Raw genomic sequence first — 16,957 nt, 5'->3', positions numbered from 1 at the left:
CTGCGTGCTACGTCAACCGCTCGCCGCCCCGGTCGATCTCCGGGCCCGACGGCGGAGTCGGCGTCGGCATGTCCTGCTGCGCCCAGATCGTCTTGCCGTGCCGGGCGAAGCGGGTGCCCCAGCGCTGCGCCAGCTGACCGACGATGAACAGGCCACGGCCGCCCTCGTCGGTGTTCTTGGCCTTGCGCAGATGCGGGGTGCTGGCCGAGGAGTCCGACACTTCGCAGGTCAGACCCCGGTCGTTGATCAGACGCAGCCGGATCGGCGCCTTGCCGTAGCGGATCGCGTTGGTCACCAGCTCGCTGACGATCAGGTCGGTGGCGAACTCCAGGTCCGTCAACCCCCAGGCGGCGAGCTGGTGTTCGACCAGACGGCGGGCGGTGCGGACCACCGCCGGGTCCTCCGGCAGGGTCCACACCGCGACCCGCTCGTCCGGCAGCGCCCGGGTGCGCACCAGCAGCAGCACCGCGTCCTCCCGGTGCCGCTCGGGCAGCAGCGCGTACACCGCCTGGTCGCACAGCTCGCGCAGCTCCTCCTCCCCGGACCTGGCCAGCACCCGCTCCAGCACCGCCCGCCGGTCGTCGGCTCCGTGCGGCAGCGGCTCCCGGGGCTCCTCGCCGTCCGTCCCGGCGGACCGAGCCTGCGCGGGGCCGGACATCAACCCGCAGGTGTACAGGGCCAGTACGCTGCCCTCGGCGAGCTCCGCCGTGCCCGTCTCGTACAGGCCGTCGCCGCAGCCCAGCGGCAGTCCCGGCACCACCGGGAACGGCGCCGGCGCGCCGTCGGGGTTCACCAGCACCGGGCCGGGGTGGCCGGCGGAGGCGGCCGTGCAGGTCCGGCCGATCGAGTCGTAGACCAGGTACAGGCAGGACGCCAGGCCGTCGGGCAGCTGGTCCGCGCCCGGCGGCAGGGTGTCGCGCTGCTCCTCGGTGAGCACCCGCGCCGCCTCGTCCAGGCGGACCAGGAGCTCGTCCGGCGGCAGGTCCTGGACGGCCAGCGTCCTGAGCGCGGTGCGCACTTGGCCCATGATGGCGGCCGCCTCGATGCCGGTTCCGGTGACCGTGCCGATGGCCAGGCCGACCCGGGCGGCGGACAGCGGGATCACGTCGTACCAGTCGCCGCCTGGGCCGACCACGCCGGGCAGGTAGACGTGCGAGGTCTGCACGGCGCTGAGCTCCGCGGCGTCCCTGGGCAGCAGTTGGCGCTGCAGGGTGGTCGCGATGGAGCGTTCGCGGGCGTAGCTGCGGGCCTTGTCGATGGAGAGCGCGCCGCGCGAGGCCAGTTCGATCGCGAGGTCCAGGTCGTCCTGGTCGAAGACCTCGGGGCGGTGGTAGCGGTACAGCGAGAGGACGCCGAGCACCGCGTCGTGGACCACCAGCGGCGCGACGATCATCGAGTGCACGCCCATCGCCATCAGCCGCTGCCCGCGCTCCGGGTCGGCGGTCAGCCACTCCTCGTCGCCGCGCAGCCCGCGGATCAGCCGGGCCTGCCCGTCCTCCAGCACCTGGCTGTACGGCGTGGGCGATCCGTAGGTGGAGAGCGCGCCGTGCGGGATCGGCCCGTGCGGCAGGTTCGCGGGCCCGGGCCCGCGGGTCAGGCGGTACGCGGCGCGGTAGGCGGCGCGGCGCAGCGGCGTGTCAGGGTCGATCGGGCCGGTGCGCAGCGGTTGTCCGCGCATCGGGTCGTCGAGCAGGTCGACGGTGGCGGCGTCCGCGAAGCGCGGGACGGCGACGTCGGCGAGTTCCTGGGCGGAGCCGATGGAGTCGAGGGAGGCGCCGAGCTGGCGGTGGGCGCTGTGCAGGATGTCGAGGCGGTCCAGGGCGGCCTGGCGTTCGGTGACGTCCTCGACGGCGGCGACCAGGTAGGGCCGGCCGGTGTCGGAGACGACCCGGAAGAACGAGACCGCGCCGACCATCTCGCGGGCGGGGTCGCCGGGCATCCGGCCGCGCACCAGCTGCTCGCGGATGTACACGCCTTCGTCCAGGACCTGCCGGGCGAGCACCTCGAGTTCGGCCCGGTCGAAGCCGGGCGCGAACTCGGCGGGCTGATGGCCGACGATCTCCGAACTGGGCATGCCGCGAACGCCGTGCGAGGCGCTGTTGTAGCGGACCACGCGCAGGTCCTGGTCGAGTACGAACAGACCTATCGGGGCCTGGGCGAACAGCGCGTCGAGCAGGGCCGCGTCCATGTGCTCCTCGTCGGTGCTCACCTGGTCCGCCTCCTGTGCGTCGCCGCTGCCGCTGTCGCGGTGTCCGTCCACCTGCGTCCTCCGCTTCCCCGGTCGCTGTGCCTGTCGTGCCGTGGCCGTGCGGTGCGCTCATCCGGGGGCGCGTCCGGGACGGACGGGCGGCGGGTCGGGGCGGAAGGCGACCACGGCGATGTCGTCGCGGACGTCGGCGACCCGGCCGACCAGGTGGTCGCAGAGGTCGGCGAGCGGGCGGCGGCGGGCCTCGGCGGCGGCCGCGCAGAGCCGGCTGATGCCCTCGTTCAGGTGCTCGCCGGGAACTTCCACCAGCCCGTCGGTGTAGAACAGCAGCGTCTCGCCGGGGCCGATCGGGTGCCGGTGCGTCACCCGGGGGCGGCGCGGGTCGACGCACAGCGGCACGTCGGCGTCCTCGGCGGCGAGCAGCCGGGGCGGGCCGTCGACGGGCACCAGGACCGGCGGCGGGTGGCCGGCGTTCGCCCACTCCAGCTCCCAGCCGCCGTCCGCGCCGTGCCGCACCAGCCGGGCGTGCACCGCGGTGGCGAAGCTGCCGACGCCGAGCCCCTCGGCGGCGGTGTCGAGTTCGCGCAGGGTGTCGGCGGGCGTGTGGCTGTGGGTGCGGGTGTAGGCGATGGAGCGGAGCATCGCGCGGAGCTGGCCCATGGTGGTGGCGGCGGCCAGGTCGTGGCCGGCCACGTCGCCGATGGTCATCGCCAGCGAGCCGTCGGGCAGCGCGAACGCGTCGTACCAGTCGCCGCCGACCTCGGCGTTGCGGCTGCCGGGCTGGTAGCGGGCGGCGACCGCGGCGCCGCCGATCTCCGGCGGGGTGGTGAGCAGCGCGCGCTGCAGGACGACTGCGGCGTGCCGGGCGCGCTGCAGCGCGAGTGCCTGGCGCAGCGGGGCCTGGGCCCGTTGCAGCACCTCGTGCTGGAGGTCGATGTCGGCCGGGCCCGGCGGCGGCGCGTCCTCGCAGCCGGCGGTGGCGGCGAGGGCGACCACGGCGCCGTCGACGACGATCGGCAGCAGGGTGAGGCTGGTGGCCCGGGCCTCGCGCAGCCACTTCGCGGAGATCTCCGGGACGGCGCCGTCGGGGACCTCGCCGCCGGTGATGGGCAGCAGGGTCGGGGTGCGGTCGGAAATCGCTTTCCTGGCACGCTCGCCGAGCGTGAAGGTCTGCCGGTTGAGCGGCGGCAGGGTGGGCAGGCCGGCGCGGGCGACGGAGGCGATCCGGGTGGCGATCACCTCGCCGTCGGCGGCGTCGGGGGCGGGCAGCAGGTAGACGGCGCACACGTCGGTGAGGTCGGGGACGAGCGTGGCGGCGAGCGCGGCGAAGGCGTCCTCGGCGCGTTCGGCCTCGGTGACGGCGCCGGCCCGGGCGAGCAGCCGCTCGCGCAGGCGGTTGCGCCACTGGTCCTCGATGTCGCTGGTGGTGCCGATCCACTCGGCGTCCCGCCCCTCGCGGACCACCGGGACGGCGCGGGAGCGGATGTGCCGGTAGCCGCCGTCGGCGGAGCGGACCCGGAAGACATGGTCGAACACGGGCGGCAGGTCGCGGGCGGCGGCGGCCCAGTGGGCGGCGACCTCGGCACGGTCCTGCGGGTGGACGACATCCAGCCAGCCGCCGTCCAGGGCTTCCGGGAAGGGCTGGCCGGTGAGTTCCTCCCAGCCGGGCATCAGCTCGCTGGTGCTGCCGTCGGCGCTGGTCACCCAGACCATCTGGGAGGCCGCGGCCATCAGCGCCTCGTAGCGCTGCAGGGCGTGCAGGCGGTCTGCGGAGAGCCGCTCCGCCTCGATCGCCGAGTGCAGTTCGGCGGTGGTGTCGATGGCGGCGGCGAGGATGCCGGGGCCGTACCGGGTGGCGGCCGGCGAGCAGGAGTAGACGAAGTGCCGGTGGGAGGCGGGGCCACTGGGGCAGCCGAGGGTGCGGTGCGCGGTGACCTGCCGGGCGGTGCCGTCGGCGAACACCGCGTCGAGGGTGGCGACGAAGCGCTCCGAGCCGGGTTCGGTGAACACCTGGCGGGCGGGTTCGTCGAGCGGACGGTCGCCGAACAGCGCGCGGAACGCGTCGTTGTAGTAGACCAGGCGGTGTTCGGCGCCGGCGGTCAGGGCGATCGCCACGATGGCGCGGTCGAACACCTCGGGTGTCAGCTGTGGTTCCGGCACCCCGGTGGTCCTCCTCCCGCCCGCCTCGCGGCGGGGTCGTCGGCGTCGTCGGCGGCTGCGCCCGGCCTGCCCGTCCGTGCGGCGGGCCGGCCCGCTGGGACGTCCGGGTCTGTGCGGCGGCCCGGGCCGGGGCGGGGGTGCCGCGCCGGTCCGGGCCCGTCGGCCGGTCGGCCGGTGGCGGTTGCCGGAGTCAGGCGAGCAGCTTCTGCTTGGCCTTCTGGAACTCCTCCTCGGAGATCGCGCCGCTGCTCTTCAGGTCGGCGAGCCGGCTGAGCTCGTCGACGTGCCGTGGCCCGGTGCCCTGGGTGTCGGTGCCGGCGGCTTTCCGTACGTAGTCCTGGAAATCGCTTTCCGCCTGGGCGGCGAGCGCCCGGTCGCGGTTGCCCATCTCCTTGCCGCGGGCGATCAGGTAGACCAGGACGCCCAGGTAGGGCAGCAGGATCACGAAGATCGTCCAGCCGGCCTTGCCCCACCCGCCCATGTCGTGGCTGCGGAAGATGTCGGTCAGCACCTTGAACAGCAGGAAGAACCACAGGATCCACAGGAACAGCCAGAGCATCGTCCAGAACAGGTTGAGCAGCGGATAGTCGTCCATCGACTGGCTCCCTTCCACAGGTCATACGAGTGGTATCACCACATTTCGGACATCGCATGTCGGCGGCCCTCGGCCCCGGCACCTGCCCGCACCCCCTCCCGCACCCCTCCCGCCCGCCTCCCGTGCGCCTGCGCGCGCCGCACCGCCGCCAAGGCCAGGATGTGAGCAGGTGTCAGGTTCGGTGGCGGGGCCCGGGAGGCGCAGATGGACGACGAGCGGACGGCCCGCCCTGGCGGGGCCGACGAGCTGGCGCCGGAACGGTTGACGGCGCTGCTGGTGCGGCTGACCCGGATGCTGCTGGCGGCCAGTGGCGAGGGGGCGTCCGAGCTGGAGTACGCGGTGGCCCGGGTCGCGGCGGGCTTCGGCGCCAGCACCTCGATGGTGCTGGTCCCCGACGGTGCGACGCTGACGGTGGTGCTCGCCGGGCAGTCCCGCACCGTCGCGGTAAGGGCTTTCCCGGACGTCGCCCGGCTGGACAAGGTCGCCGCGCTCAAGCCGTGGGCGGCAGACGTCGAACGGGGCCGCCGCACCCTCGCGGAGGCCGAGCGCACCCTCGCCGCGATCGACGACTCCCCCGCCCCGTACCCGTGGTGGCTGAAGGGCCTGGGCATCGTGCTGTTCGCGGTGGGCTTCGCGCCGCTGATGCAGCCCACCTGGTACGAGATCGGCAGCACCGCCGTGCTCGGCCTGCTCACCGCGGTGCTGGCGGTCGCGGCGGGCCGGTGGCCCCGGCTGGCCCGGGTGCTGCCGCTGGTCGCGGCGACGGTCGTGTCCGTGGCGACGCTGGAGGTGTTCGCCCGCACCCCGGTGCACGGCGGGGCCGTGCTGCTGATGCTGCCCGCGCTGTTCTACTTCGTCCCGGGCGACCTGCTGTCCGCCGGTGCGACGGAACTCGCGGCGGGCTTCGTCACCACCGGCGCGGTCCGGCTGGTGTACGCGGCGTTCCTGCTGGTCCAGCTGTACGTGGGCGTGATGCTCGGCGTGTACGCCACCGGTGGCGACACCTCCGCGCTGTTCGACCTCGCGGCGCACGCCGACCTGCCGCGCTGGGCGACGTTCTTCGCCTGGGTGGTGTTCACCGTCGGCACCGTCCTGGCGTTCGCCGTCCCCTGGCGGCTGCTGCCGGCGCTGCTCGCATCGGTGTACCTGACGGTGGCGGTGCAGTCCGCGGCGACGAAGCTGGTCGGCGAGGTCGGCGGGACGTTCGTCGCCGCCGCCGTGCTCGGCGCGCTCGCCACCGCCGTCGCCCACCGCCCGGGCTGGCCGCCGCGCCTGCTGCTCGCGCTGCCGGGCTTCTTCACCCTGACCGTCGGCTCGCTCGGCATGCGCGGCCTGACCAGCCTGGCCGGCGGCCACCCGGTGCGGGGCTTCCACGACCTGCTGTCGATGGTCACCGTCGTGGTCGCCATCGCCGCCGGCCTGCTGCTCGGTTCGGTCCTCGCCCAGCGCCCGCGGCCGCTGCCCTGATCGCGCCCGTGCCCCGACCACGCCTGTGCCCCGACCGCAGGCGGTCACCGCGACCTCGCGCCGCGGAAGGCGGGTCAGCTCGGGCGGACCCAGTGCGGCGTCCACGTGCCCGGTGCGTCGTGGCCGGGGACGGCGGCGGCCAGGTGGGCGCGGAGGGTGGCGAGCGCCGGGTGCGGGTCGTCGCGGTGCCAGATCAGCGAGTGCGGGTACACCGGCGTCGGGTCGGTGACCGGGATGCGGCGCAGGCCGTGTCCGGCCGGCCAGACCAGCCGGGTCTGCTCGCTCATGAAGGTGGCCAGCGCCGGGGTGTCGGCGATGGTGTCGAGCAGCGCGTCCGAGCCGAAGTTCGGGCCGGTCGCCTCGATGGTCAGCCCGAACTCCGCGACCAGGTCGTCGTAGTAGGCCGCCCACTCGCTGCCGGGCACGATCCCCGGCATCCAGATCCGGTGCCCCACCAGCTCGGCGAGCGTCACCGAACGGGCGCCAGCCAGCGCGTGCGCGGGCCCCGTGAGCAACTGCAGCGCCTCGTCCAGCACCCGGACGGATCGCACGTCCTCGGGCAGCGGACGGCCCGGCGCGGCGACCGCCCGGAAGGACGCGTCGATCGCCCCCGAACGCACCGAGGCGACGGCCGCCTCGATGTCCAGCAGCATCACCACGTCGAGCTCGATCTCCGGGTGGGCGCGGTGGAAGTCCCGCAGCAGCCCGGACGCCGCGCCGCGCGAGTTGATCACGTCGACGCGCAGCGCGCGCTGGCCCGTGCGCACCGACGCCACCGCCCGCTCCGCAACCCGCAGCAGCTCTCGGGCGTGCGGCAGGAAGGCCTGCCCGTCGATGGTCAGCTCCGCCCCGCGCGGGGTGCGGGTGAACAGACGCACGCCGAGCTCGCGCTCCAGCGCGGCGATCCGCTTGGAGACGGCCTGCTGAGTGATCGACAGGTCAGCGGCGGCCTTCTGGAACTGGCCTGCGTCCGCGACGGCGGCGTAGGTGCGTACGGCTTCGAGGTCCACGTGGCCACCCTAGTGAACAACGGATGGTTGTGGATCGACCGGTGATCGGTTGTTTGACCTGGGGTTGTGCGGCTTGCTTGGCTCCCTGTGGTCAACGTCGGATTGTGCACCGGGGACGTGGAGGGGGCGCAGGGCATGCCGGGCAGGAGAGCGTTGGGCCGGCCGTTCGGCTGGCTGTGGGCGGCGTACGCGGTCAGTGCGTACGGGTCCGGATTCGGGTTCGGGGCGTTGCCGCTGATCGCCGTGCTGGTGCTGCACGCGGGGCCCGCCCAGGTGTCCGCGCTGTCCGCGGTGGGCCCCGCGGTCGGGGCGCTGATCGCGCTGCCGCTCGGGCCGTGGGTGGAGTTCCGGCGCAAACGGCCCGTCATGGTCACCATGGACCTGCTCCGGTTCGCGGCGATGGCGACCGTCCCGGTCGGCTACGCGCTCGGCCTGCTCGGGTTCGTCCAGTTGCTGGTGGTCTCGGCCGTGGTCGCCGCGGCCAAGATCGCGTTCAATGCGGCGAGCGGCGCCCTGGTCAAGGCGCTCGTCCGCCCCGACGACCTGCTGACCGCCAACTCCCGCTTCGAGTCGACCAACTGGAGCTCCATCGCGGTCGGCCCACCGCTGGGCGGCGCAGCAATCGGACTGTTCGGGCCGGTCGCCACCGTGATCGCCGATGCGGCCAGTTACCTGCTCTCCGCCGTCGCCCTCACCGCGATCCGCGGGCGGGACGACGCGCCGGAGCCGAGCAGCCGGGGCCCGCGGCCCGCACGCGGCCTGCTCGACGGCTGGCGGCACATCCTGGGCGAGCCCACGCTGCGCGCCCTGTACCTGAACAACCTGCTCGTCGCCGGCCTGATCATGGCCACCGAGCCGCTGCTCGCCGTCCTCCTGCTGCGCCAACTCCACTTCCCGCCCTGGCAGTACGCGCTCGCCTTCGCCGCGCCGTGCCTCGGCGGACTGCTCGGCTCCCGGCTGGCCCGCCGGGTGGTGGCCCGCCACGGCCGCGACCGGGTCTTCCGGACCGTCGGCACGCTGCGCGCCGTCTGGCTGATCGGCCTGGTGCTGGTCCGGCCCGGACTGGCCGGCCTGCTCACGGTGATCGCCATCGAACTGGCGATCATCGTCAACATGAGCCTGTACACCCCGGTCCTGGCCACCTACCGCCTCGAACACACCCCCGCACACCTGGTCGCCCGCACCCTGACAGCCTGGTCCGTCGGCCAGCAGGCCGCCACAGCCGTCCTCACCGCCCTCGCCGGCCTGCTCGCCGCAGCCACCGCCCCCCGCACCGCCCTCCTCGCCACCGGCCTGCTCATCCTCACCACCCCCCTCCTCCTCCCCCGCCCCACCCGAACACCCCACCCCGCCCCAACACCCGCCACCCCCACCTGACCGACCCTCACGCAACGCGGTCGCGACTGGACCCCCGGGGCCGGAAAGCCGGCGAAGCCGGGCAGGCGAAAGCAGCCGGGCATCACCCCAACCCCCGCCACCCCCACCTGACCGACCCTCACGTAACGCGGTCGCGACTGACCCCCGGGGCCGGAAGGCCGACGAAGCAGGGCAGGCGAAAGCAGCCGGACACCACCCCACTCCCACACCCGCCACCCCCACCTGACGGACCGGTAGGCCCGCCCTGGCCGTACCGCCCCCGCCAGCGCACGTCGCCTCCACTCGGCAGGCCGTCCAGCGACATCGGCGAAGCCCGGCCCGGGCCCCGTCCCGCTCCGACGCCGGGCACCAGGTGTGGCTCGGCTACCAGGCGTCGCCCCGGTAGTAGGGCAGCTCGAGCGCCGACGGGTCCATCGCGGCCAGCCACTGCCCGCCCTTGCGGAGCACCGGCGTCAGCACGATCACCGGCGGGTCGGAGACCACGGCCGCCTCGTAGCGCAGGGGTCGGTGTGCGGCGAGTGCCTCGGTGGGCTGCTCGTCCCGGCGGCGCCGTGCCTGCTCGTTCAACTCCTGGTAGGTGCGCCGCAGGTGGGGTTGCCAGGCGGCCAGGTCGTGCGGGTCGGCGGGGATCAGGTAGCGCGCGCCGGCGTCGATCAGCAGGCCGACCAGGCGGCCGAGTGCCTCGGATCGGCTCAGGCCGGGCGGGAGTTGGGCCAGGCAGGCGGGGACGGGGGCGGCCACCCGGAGCAGCGCCTCGTTGAAGTCGAGGCCGTGTTCGCCCTCGGCCTGGATCGCGAGTGCCCGGGCGTCGCCGGTGACGCTCAGGTAGCAGGGGTAGCGGCCGCCGTCGGCGAGCCGGTCCACCGGTCCGCGCCACACCACGGGGGTCTCGCCGAGCTGCGCCCACTCGGGCCAATCGATCTGGGTGCCGGGGCCTTTGACAGCGGTGCCGAGGGGGTGTTCGGCGACGGTGAGGATCTCGATCCGGGCGCCGACGACCTGCTCCGGTTCCGGGCGCGCCACCAGCCGTGCGGCGGTCTCGTCCCAGGCGAGGCCACCGGTCTCCACGTCGGCGGGGGCGGTCACGGCCAGGGTCAGCGGCCCGTCCGGGTGCGCGGCGTGCATGTGGGCGGGGGTGACGGGCACCAGGACGGCGGCCCGCAGCACCGCCTGCCGGTCCGGGAACGGCCGGACCTGGACCGGTTCCGCCACCATTCGTGCGGGGGCCGCCTGTTGGGGTTCCGGACGGCCGGTGTCGACGGTCCCGACGCCGATGACGTGCTCACTCATGCGCTGTGCCCTCCTCGCGCCGGACGGCGCACTCCCCCGCCGGGCGCCGACGCGGACCGGCCGGCGCCCCACTGTCCCGGTGGCCGCTCGCGGCGGCCGGGGGGACAGCGTACGGGGCGCCGGCCGGTCCCGGCGAGGGCTTCGCACGGGTCGGAACAGCGCTGCGATCAGCGGTCGTTGGGCGAGATCCACCAGGCCAGCAGGACGACCACGAAGGACGCGGCGCTGAAGCCGGTGCACCACCAGGCGGTGGCGATCTGGCCGCGCATCCAGGCGTTGGTGGCGACGGTCAGCGCCCACAGCTGGCCGATCACGATGGTGATCACCAGTCCGAGCCGGGCGGACAGGATGGCGGAGCGCTCCGGCTGCTGGTCGGTGCCCGCACCGGGGCCGGGGCCGGTTGCGGAGACTCGCGGGTCGGCGTAGCCGGAGGTCGCCCGGATCTGCGGATACCGGTCGTGGACGGGCCGGTTGAGCCTCGGCTCGTCACTGCCCGGGTGGTAGTCCTCCGGGAAGTGCCCCTCGGGTACGCTCATCGCCCACCTCCGGCGCACGCTTGACGGCACATCAGGTCGGTTCCGCGGGGCGTCATTTGCCGCTCTTCCGCGTTGCGCATCCGGCGGCCTCGGCGAGCGCGGGGTTGCGGTCGCGCAGGCCGCGGCACAGCCCCGCCTGCTCGTCCTCGCCGGAGCGGGCGGTGCCGATCGCCCAGACTGCGCCCTGGGCGTCCTCCACCATGACCACCTTCGGCAGCGGGCGGGGCGGCGGCCCGCCGGTGACCTCGCCGGTGCGGGCGTCGAACTGCCCTTCGTGGCACGGGCAGTAGAGATCTCCGTCGGTTCCCTCGTCGCGCCGCCAGAGCACCCCGCAGGCCAGGTGGGTGCAGACCGTGGAGTAGCCGACCAGGGTGCCGTCCGGTAGCCGGATCGCCATCGCCGCGTCGGCCTCGCCGGGGTAGTCGAAGGTCACCGCCTGACCGCGCTCCAGGCGGTCGGCGACCTTCAACGGGGCGGCGCTGCCGTCGCCGTGGCGGTGCAGGACGCCTGCGGAGACCACCGTGGAGCCGACCACCAGACCGCCGGAGACGGTGGCCACGATCCGCAGGTAGTCGCGGCGGGTGGTCAGCGAGTCGGCGCTGATCCGCTCCCGCAGCGCGGCCTGCTCGGCCCGGTGACCCTCGGAGCCGTCCGGCTCCGGGGAGTTGACGGGGCTGGTCACGCCACCGCTCCATTCCCGGGCGTGGGCCGCCCGTTGACCTCGATCAGGTTCAACATGCCGCCGGGCACGGGGGTCCGGCGCTCGGCCGGCACCACCATCGCGACGCCGGTGGAGACGGTGGTGTCGCCGAACGCGAACATCGTGGAGACGTCCACGCCGGGCCGCTCCGCCTGCAACTCCTCGACGGTGCCGTAGAACAGCGCGCCGGTCGGGCAAACCGTGGCGCACATCGGCGCCAGCCCGTAGGAGGTACGGTCGTAGCAGAGGTTGCACTTCATCTGGAGCTTCGCCTCCAGATCGATCTTGGGCACGCCGAACGGGCAGGCGTTGACGCAGTTCGCGCACCCGATGCAGCGCGTCGGGTCGGCCTCCTGGACCACGCCGTCCGCGGTGATCAGGATCGCCTCGGCCGGGCAGACCTCGGCGCACGGTGCGACCGGGTCCTCGCAGTGCATGCACACGGTCGGCAGCGAAGCCACCGACCGGCCCTCGTCCGGATAGTCCAGGTGGATCATCGACTTGCCGCGGTGCGAGTCGCACTCGCGGCACGCCGACACGCACGCCTGGCAGCCGATGCAGCGGCCCGGGTCGATGAAGATGGTGCGTCCCAGCATCGGCGGTCAGCCCCTCTCGGCGGTGCCGCGGCCCTGCGGCGAGGTCGGCGGCAGCGGGTCGGTGCGCGACACCTGGGCCTCCGGGTAGGCTTCCCGGCCCGGCGGGGTGGGCGGCGCGGGCACCGGATCGATCGCCTCGGCGTGCTCGATCCGCACCGCGCACACCTTGTACTCGGGGATCTTCGAACGCGGGTCCAGCGCGTCGATGGTCAGCGCGTTGGCCGCCACCGGGTACGGCCAGTGGTACGGCACGAACACGTGGTCGGGGCGGATCGCCTCGGTGACCAGCGCCGGGAGCACCTCGTTGCCACGCCGTGTCACCACCCGCACCGGCTCCCCGTTGCGGAACCCGTGCGAGGGGTGCACCTCCACCCACGGGCGCGGCGTCTGCTCGACCAGGCCGCCCAGCCGGCGGGTCTGGTTGCCCGACAGGAAGTGCGCCACGGTACGGCCGGTGGTCAGCGTCATCGGGAACTCGTCGCTGTACGGGTCGGCCGGCGGGTGCCACTCCACCGCCTGCAGGTGCACCTTGCCGTCCGCGTGGTACGTCTTCCCGTCCTCGAACAGGCGTGGCGTTCCCGGGTGTTCGAGGCTCGGGCAGGGCCAGGCGAGGCCGCCGGTCCGCTCCAGCCGCTCGTAGGTGATGCCGTAGTAGTCGATCACGGTGCCGGCCGAGGCGCGGCGCAACTCGTCGAACACGTCGCGGGATCCCTCGAAGGCGAACTTGCTTCCCGCGCCCAGGCGTCGGGCCAGCTCGCACATCACCCAGGTGTCGGTGCGGACGCCCTCGGGCGGTTCCTGCGCCTTGTTGTGCTTGACCACGCGGGCCTCGGCGTTGGCCATCACGCCCTCGTCCTCGGCCCAGGTGGTGACCGGGAAGACCACGTGCGCGTTGGCGGCGGTCTCGGAGAGGAAGAAGTCGAACTGGGCGTGGAACTCCAGCTTGTCGTAACCGTCTTTGACCACCGCGTAGTTGGGCAGCGAGACGAACGGGTTGTTGCAGATGCCGATCAGGCCGCGGATCTCGCCGCGCTGCATCTGCCAGACCATCTCCATCATCGAGGTTCCGGCCTGCGGGAGTTCGGACTCCTCGATGCCCCAGATCGCGGCGACCTGCCGGCGGTGCGCCGGGTCGTTGATGGAGCGGCCGCCGGGCAGCAGGTCGGACTTCTGGCCGTGTTCCCGGCCGCCCTGTCCGTTGCCCTGGCCGGTGATGGTGCCGTAACCGGCGCCCGGGCGGCCCAGGTTGCCGGTCGCGGTGCACAGGTTGATGACGGTCAGGCAGTTCTCCACGCCCTGGGTGTGGTGCTCGATGCCGCGCGCGTGCCACGCCATCGCCCGGTCCGCCCGTCCGAACACCCGCGCCACCTGGACGATCTGCTCCTCCGGGACGCCGCAGATCTCGGCCGCCCGGCTGGGCGGGTACGCCTTGACGGTGGCCTTGACCTCCTCCCAGCCGGTGGCGTGCGCGGCCAGGAACGCCTCGTCGGTCAGGCCTTCCTCGACGATGACGTGCAGCACCGCGTTGAAGAACGCCGAGTCGGTACCGGACTTGAGCGCCACGTGGATGTCCGCGGTGCGGGCGACGGCGGTCTCCCGCGGGTCGACCACGATCAGGGTGGCGCCGCGGTCGCGGGCGCCCCACACGTACTGGGTCATCACCGGGAAGCACTCGCCGACATTCGAACCGGCGATCAGCAGACACTCGGTCTGCAGGATGTCGGCGAACGGGTTGGCGGCCCGGTCGATGCCGAAGGCCAGCTTGTTCGCGCCGGCGGCGCTCACCATGCACAGTCGGCCGTTGTAGTCGACGTGCCGGGTCTTCAGCGCGACCCGGGCGAACTTGCCGACCAGGTAGGTCTTTTCGGAGAACAGGCTGGCGCCGCCGAGCAGGCCGAAGGCGTCGCGGCCGCTCTCCTGCTGGATGCGATTGATCTGCTCGACCGTGAAGTCCAGCGCCTCCTCCCAACTCACCTCCCGGAACGGCTCGTTGCGGTCCCTACGGAGCAGCGGCGCAGTCAGCCGGTCGGGGTGGTTGACCTGCTGGTAGGCGTTGATTCCCTTGGGACACAGGCGCATCCGGTTGATGTCGTGGTTGCGCGGCTCCACCCCGAACACCTTGCCCTGACCGTCCACCCGTAGGTACATCCCGCACTGCACGCCGCAGAAGCAGCAGTGCGTGGGGACGAGGGTCTGCTCGGTCTGGTCGGCGCGCCAGGCCGCGGCGGGCAGGCCGCCCGCGTCGCGGAAGTTCCGGGTCCCGATCGGGGCGACGCTCGGATCCAACGGGACGTGGTCGGCACTCACTTGAACCCCCGCTTGACGTTCGAAAGGTAGGCGGTGCCACGCAGCACCCGCTTGCAGCGCGGGCAGTACTCGGCCCACTCGTCGAAGGCCAGGTCGAGGTCGCGCATGGTGGCGCGCAGGTTCTCCACCGCGGCGACCGTGTCGATCGGCTGCCCGCAGCGCTTGCACGCCTGCAGCTCCACCTCGTCCGAACCCTTGCGCCGGGCCGTGTACTTGAACAACTGCATGCCGACCGCGGCCGGACGCTGCACGATGTGGAAGAACTTCCCGAACGGCAGGTAGACCAGGGTCAGCACCACCGAGGCCATGTGCAGGATCGCCAGGAACTCGTAGCCGCCGCCGTGCAGGAACATCTCGGAGAAGGTCAGCAGCAGGCCGGTCACCGAGATGGTCAGCAGCGACAGCAGCGGGACGAAGTCGTAGCCGAAGCGCTGGCCGGTGGTCGCCGCGCGGTCCCGCATCCGGCGCCACAGGAAGTAGCCGGCGCCGCCGATCACCATCACCGCCGCCAGGTCCAGGCCGTGGTAGAGCGCCCAGCCGAGGAAACTGCCGGAGTTGAAGCCGAACAGCCGCAGGCCCCACAGCCGCATCTCGTAGCCGGGGCCGGCCGCACTGGCGGCGGTGAAGGTGAACCAGCCCCAGGTCAGCGGGAAGGTGATGGCCGCCGCCAACAGGCAGCCCCAGAACATCAGTTGGTGTGCCGCCCAGCGGGCGTGCGACCGTGCGCCGAGGAACTTCTGAAAACCCAGGTAGGTGGCGATCATCCTCGGCAGCGCGGCCGGCGAGCGCTTCAGGTTCTCCCAGGACAGCGCCGCTCTCCAGCCCTCACGGAACAGCCGGCGGGCGGCGGGCGCCGACACCCACACCATGTACCGGTAGACCACGCCGAAGGTCAGGAACACCGTGGCCACCGCGTACGGCACCAGCGCGGAGTCGAAGTCGCGCAGCCCGCGGCTGCCGAGCACGATCGCCACCACCAGCAGCACGCTCGCGGCCGCGGCCACCACCGAGGCCCGCAGTGCTGTCGACCCGTCGGGCGGCGCCGCGAGCGACTCCTCCGCGAACACGGACGAGCCAGCGCCGGCCGGTCCGCCGTCGCCTGGTCTGCCCTCGGGGGGCGGCAGGGTCCCGGCCACGCGCAATCTCCTAGCGCTCGACGAGCCGATCGATCTGACGTTCTCTCAGGCCCGGACGCTAGCGATCACCCGCAGGACCCGCCCATCACCTGCGCCGTCGGCGGCGTGTCGCTGCGCCGAACGGGCGAGCGAACGGCGCGCCGGCCCGCGCTCTGGACTGACGGGCCGTCAGCCATTAACGTATGGCTTCATTATGAAGGACGTACATATCTCCGGCCCGACCGAGGACATCGACGGCCACCTCTACGACCCCGGCGTCCGCGCCTCGATGAGCGCCTTCGCCCTCGGCGACGACACCCTCGCGCTGGAGGCGGCCGCCGCCGTCCGCTCCGCCTCGCAGGCCCTCGACCGCCTCCGCTCGCACGGCGCGGGCAACCGCGGACTCAGCGCCGGCGCGCTCGACGTGCTCGCCCGGCTCGCCACCGCCGACGAACTCGGCCTGACCATCGGCGAACTCGCCCGCGCCGCCGACGTCAGCTCGCGCAACGTCACCGGCCTGGTCGACACTCTGGAACGCGACCACCTGGTCCGCCGGGTCCAGAACCCCGACGACCGCCGCTCCGTCCGAGTCACCCTGACCCCCGAGGGCGCCGCCTGGCTGGACGCCTTCCGTCAACCCACCCAGCGCGCGATGGCCGCCGTCTTCCGCGGGTTCACCCCCGACGAGCTCGCCGCCTTCCGCCACCTCTGCCTGCGCCTGGTCACCAACCAGCACCAGTTGGAACAGCACCTCAACGCCGGCCGCCGCTGACCCCCCTGACCGTATCCGCCCTGCTGGAGACCTCGTGACCGAGCCCGTGACCGACCCCGCGACCGACCCCGTGACCGGCTCTGAGCCGCCGAGCTCTGCCGCCGCCGTCCGCACCTACCACGAGGCCCGCTTCCGCGGCGACGTCGCCACCGCGGCCGCCCAACTCGGCCCCGGCTTCCGCTTCCGCAGCCCCTTCCTGACCTCCGACAGCCCCACCGGCCATCTCGACGGCCTCGACGGCCTGTTGAGCATCGTCACCGCCGTCGACCTGATCAGCGAGCTCTACGCCGAAGACCGGGCCACCCTCGTCTACGACGTCCACACCGCCTCTCCCGCCGGCATCCAGCGCACCGCCGAACACTTTCACCTGCACCAGGGACGCATCACCGCCATCACCCTGATCTTCGACTCCGCGCCCTGGCAGTCCCTGATGGCCGCCGCCGGACCAGCCGCAGCCCTCCGGCCGACCGTCACCGACCCGACCCAGCCGGCCGCCCGGCACCTCCACCTTGCGCCCTGAACGCGCCTTCCCCTCGCGACGCCACGTCTCGGTCCACGCGCGGAACGGTGATTCGGTCCGGCGGGCAGGTGCCGCTCACCGAGCTCGTGCCTGACGGCGACCGGCTCAGCTGGAAGCAGGCCGTCACCCAACCGCTGCGCCTGAACCCGGCCTTCGCGGTCACGGTCGACGGCGACGCGCTGACCGGCACGTCCAGGGCAGGCCGCCTGCCCGCCTCCGAGGTCACCGGCCGACGGCGGACCGAGGGCGGCTGAGCGATGCGGAGCCCGGACCGGACGAACCCGGCCGCCGATACCTGACGGTTGG

General features: G+C 73.4%; 14 protein-coding genes and 1 pseudogene. 5 read left to right on the top strand and 10 right to left on the bottom strand.

Annotation, left to right across the window (positions count from 1 at the left end; translation table 11 throughout):
• Positions 1-7: 7 nt before the first annotated feature.
• From BX266_RS31730 to BX266_RS31720, 3 genes are all read right to left on the bottom strand, one after another.
• Positions 8-2,260, bottom strand: coding sequence for a SpoIIE family protein phosphatase (locus tag BX266_RS31730; protein WP_259464949.1), 2,253 nt, complete (start codon positions 2,258-2,260; stop codon positions 8-10).
• A gap of 57 nt (positions 2,261-2,317) precedes the next feature.
• Positions 2,318-4,366: a SpoIIE family protein phosphatase gene (locus BX266_RS31725; RefSeq protein WP_099905508.1), complete on the bottom strand. Its 2,049-nt coding sequence runs from the start codon at positions 4,364-4,366 to the stop codon at positions 2,318-2,320.
• A 190-nt stretch (positions 4,367-4,556) separates the two neighbouring features.
• Entirely contained in the window at positions 4,557-4,961 is a 405-nt protein-coding gene (locus tag BX266_RS31720; RefSeq protein WP_099905506.1) for an SHOCT domain-containing protein, read from the bottom strand.
• A 204-nt stretch (positions 4,962-5,165) separates the two neighbouring features.
• On the opposite strand from BX266_RS31720, the gene BX266_RS31715 reads away from it, so the two are divergent.
• Positions 5,166-6,428: a threonine/serine exporter ThrE family protein gene (locus BX266_RS31715; RefSeq protein WP_099905504.1), complete on the top strand. Its 1,263-nt coding sequence runs from the start codon at positions 5,166-5,168 to the stop codon at positions 6,426-6,428.
• A 74-nt stretch (positions 6,429-6,502) separates the two neighbouring features.
• Here BX266_RS31715 and BX266_RS31710 read toward each other — a convergent pair whose 3' ends face one another.
• Entirely contained in the window at positions 6,503-7,438 is a 936-nt protein-coding gene (locus BX266_RS31710; RefSeq protein ID WP_099905502.1) for a LysR family transcriptional regulator, read from the bottom strand.
• A 135-nt stretch (positions 7,439-7,573) separates the two neighbouring features.
• On the opposite strand from BX266_RS31710, the gene BX266_RS31705 reads away from it, so the two are divergent.
• Positions 7,574-8,815, top strand: coding sequence for an MFS transporter (locus BX266_RS31705; RefSeq protein WP_099905500.1), 1,242 nt, complete (start codon positions 7,574-7,576; stop codon positions 8,813-8,815).
• 363 nt (positions 8,816-9,178) lie between these two features.
• Here the strand turns inward: BX266_RS31705 and BX266_RS31700 are convergent, their stop codons facing one another.
• The 6 genes from BX266_RS31700 to BX266_RS31675 all read right to left on the bottom strand — a co-directional run bounded on the left by BX266_RS31700 (position 9,179) and on the right by BX266_RS31675 (position 15,380).
• Positions 9,179-10,105 carry a hypothetical protein gene (locus BX266_RS31700; protein WP_099905498.1) on the bottom strand — a complete coding sequence of 309 codons (927 nt, stop codon included), beginning with the start codon at positions 10,103-10,105 and terminating at the stop codon, positions 9,179-9,181.
• Positions 10,106-10,272: 167 nt separating this feature from the next.
• Positions 10,273-10,641, bottom strand: a complete 369-nt coding sequence (locus tag BX266_RS31695; protein ID WP_099905496.1) for a hypothetical protein — start codon at positions 10,639-10,641, stop codon at positions 10,273-10,275.
• A 52-nt stretch (positions 10,642-10,693) separates the two neighbouring features.
• Positions 10,694-11,323, bottom strand: a complete 630-nt coding sequence (locus BX266_RS31690; RefSeq protein ID WP_099905494.1) for a ubiquinol-cytochrome c reductase iron-sulfur subunit — start codon at positions 11,321-11,323, stop codon at positions 10,694-10,696.
• Positions 11,320-11,937 carry a 4Fe-4S dicluster domain-containing protein gene (locus BX266_RS31685; protein WP_099905492.1) on the bottom strand — a complete coding sequence of 206 codons (618 nt, stop codon included), beginning with the start codon at positions 11,935-11,937 and terminating at the stop codon, positions 11,320-11,322. Before BX266_RS31685 ends, BX266_RS31690 begins: the two co-directional genes overlap by 4 nt.
• A 6-nt stretch (positions 11,938-11,943) precedes the next feature.
• Entirely contained in the window at positions 11,944-14,244 is a 2,301-nt protein-coding gene (locus BX266_RS31680; RefSeq protein WP_099905490.1) for a molybdopterin oxidoreductase family protein, read from the bottom strand.
• On the bottom strand, positions 14,241-15,380 hold the full coding sequence (locus BX266_RS31675) for an MFS transporter (protein ID WP_399170861.1): 1,140 nt from the start codon (positions 15,378-15,380) through the stop codon (positions 14,241-14,243). Before BX266_RS31675 ends, BX266_RS31680 begins: the two co-directional genes overlap by 4 nt.
• A 193-nt stretch (positions 15,381-15,573) precedes the next feature.
• Here BX266_RS31675 and BX266_RS31670 point away from each other — a divergent pair, with 193 nt between their 5' ends.
• From BX266_RS31670 to BX266_RS31660, 3 genes and pseudogenes are all read left to right on the top strand, one after another.
• A complete protein-coding gene (locus BX266_RS31670) occupies positions 15,574-16,131 on the top strand; it encodes a MarR family winged helix-turn-helix transcriptional regulator (RefSeq protein WP_180290687.1) in 558 nt (185 codons plus the stop codon).
• Between the two features lie 34 nt (positions 16,132-16,165).
• Positions 16,166-16,651 (top strand): hypothetical protein, encoded by a 486-nt coding sequence (locus tag BX266_RS31665; protein WP_218969288.1) that lies wholly within the window; start codon positions 16,166-16,168, stop codon positions 16,649-16,651.
• 65 nt (positions 16,652-16,716) lie between these two features.
• Positions 16,717-16,905: pseudogene (locus tag BX266_RS31660) on the top strand (hypothetical protein); the annotation flags it as partial.
• Between the last annotated feature and the right edge of the window lie 52 nt (positions 16,906-16,957).

It is taken from the genome of Streptomyces sp. TLI_171, assembly GCF_003610255.1.
Taxonomy (GTDB): domain Bacteria; phylum Actinomycetota; class Actinomycetes; order Streptomycetales; family Streptomycetaceae; genus Kitasatospora.
Note: the sequence above shows the minus strand (reverse complement) of the source record. Positions and strands in the feature narration are given on the sequence as shown.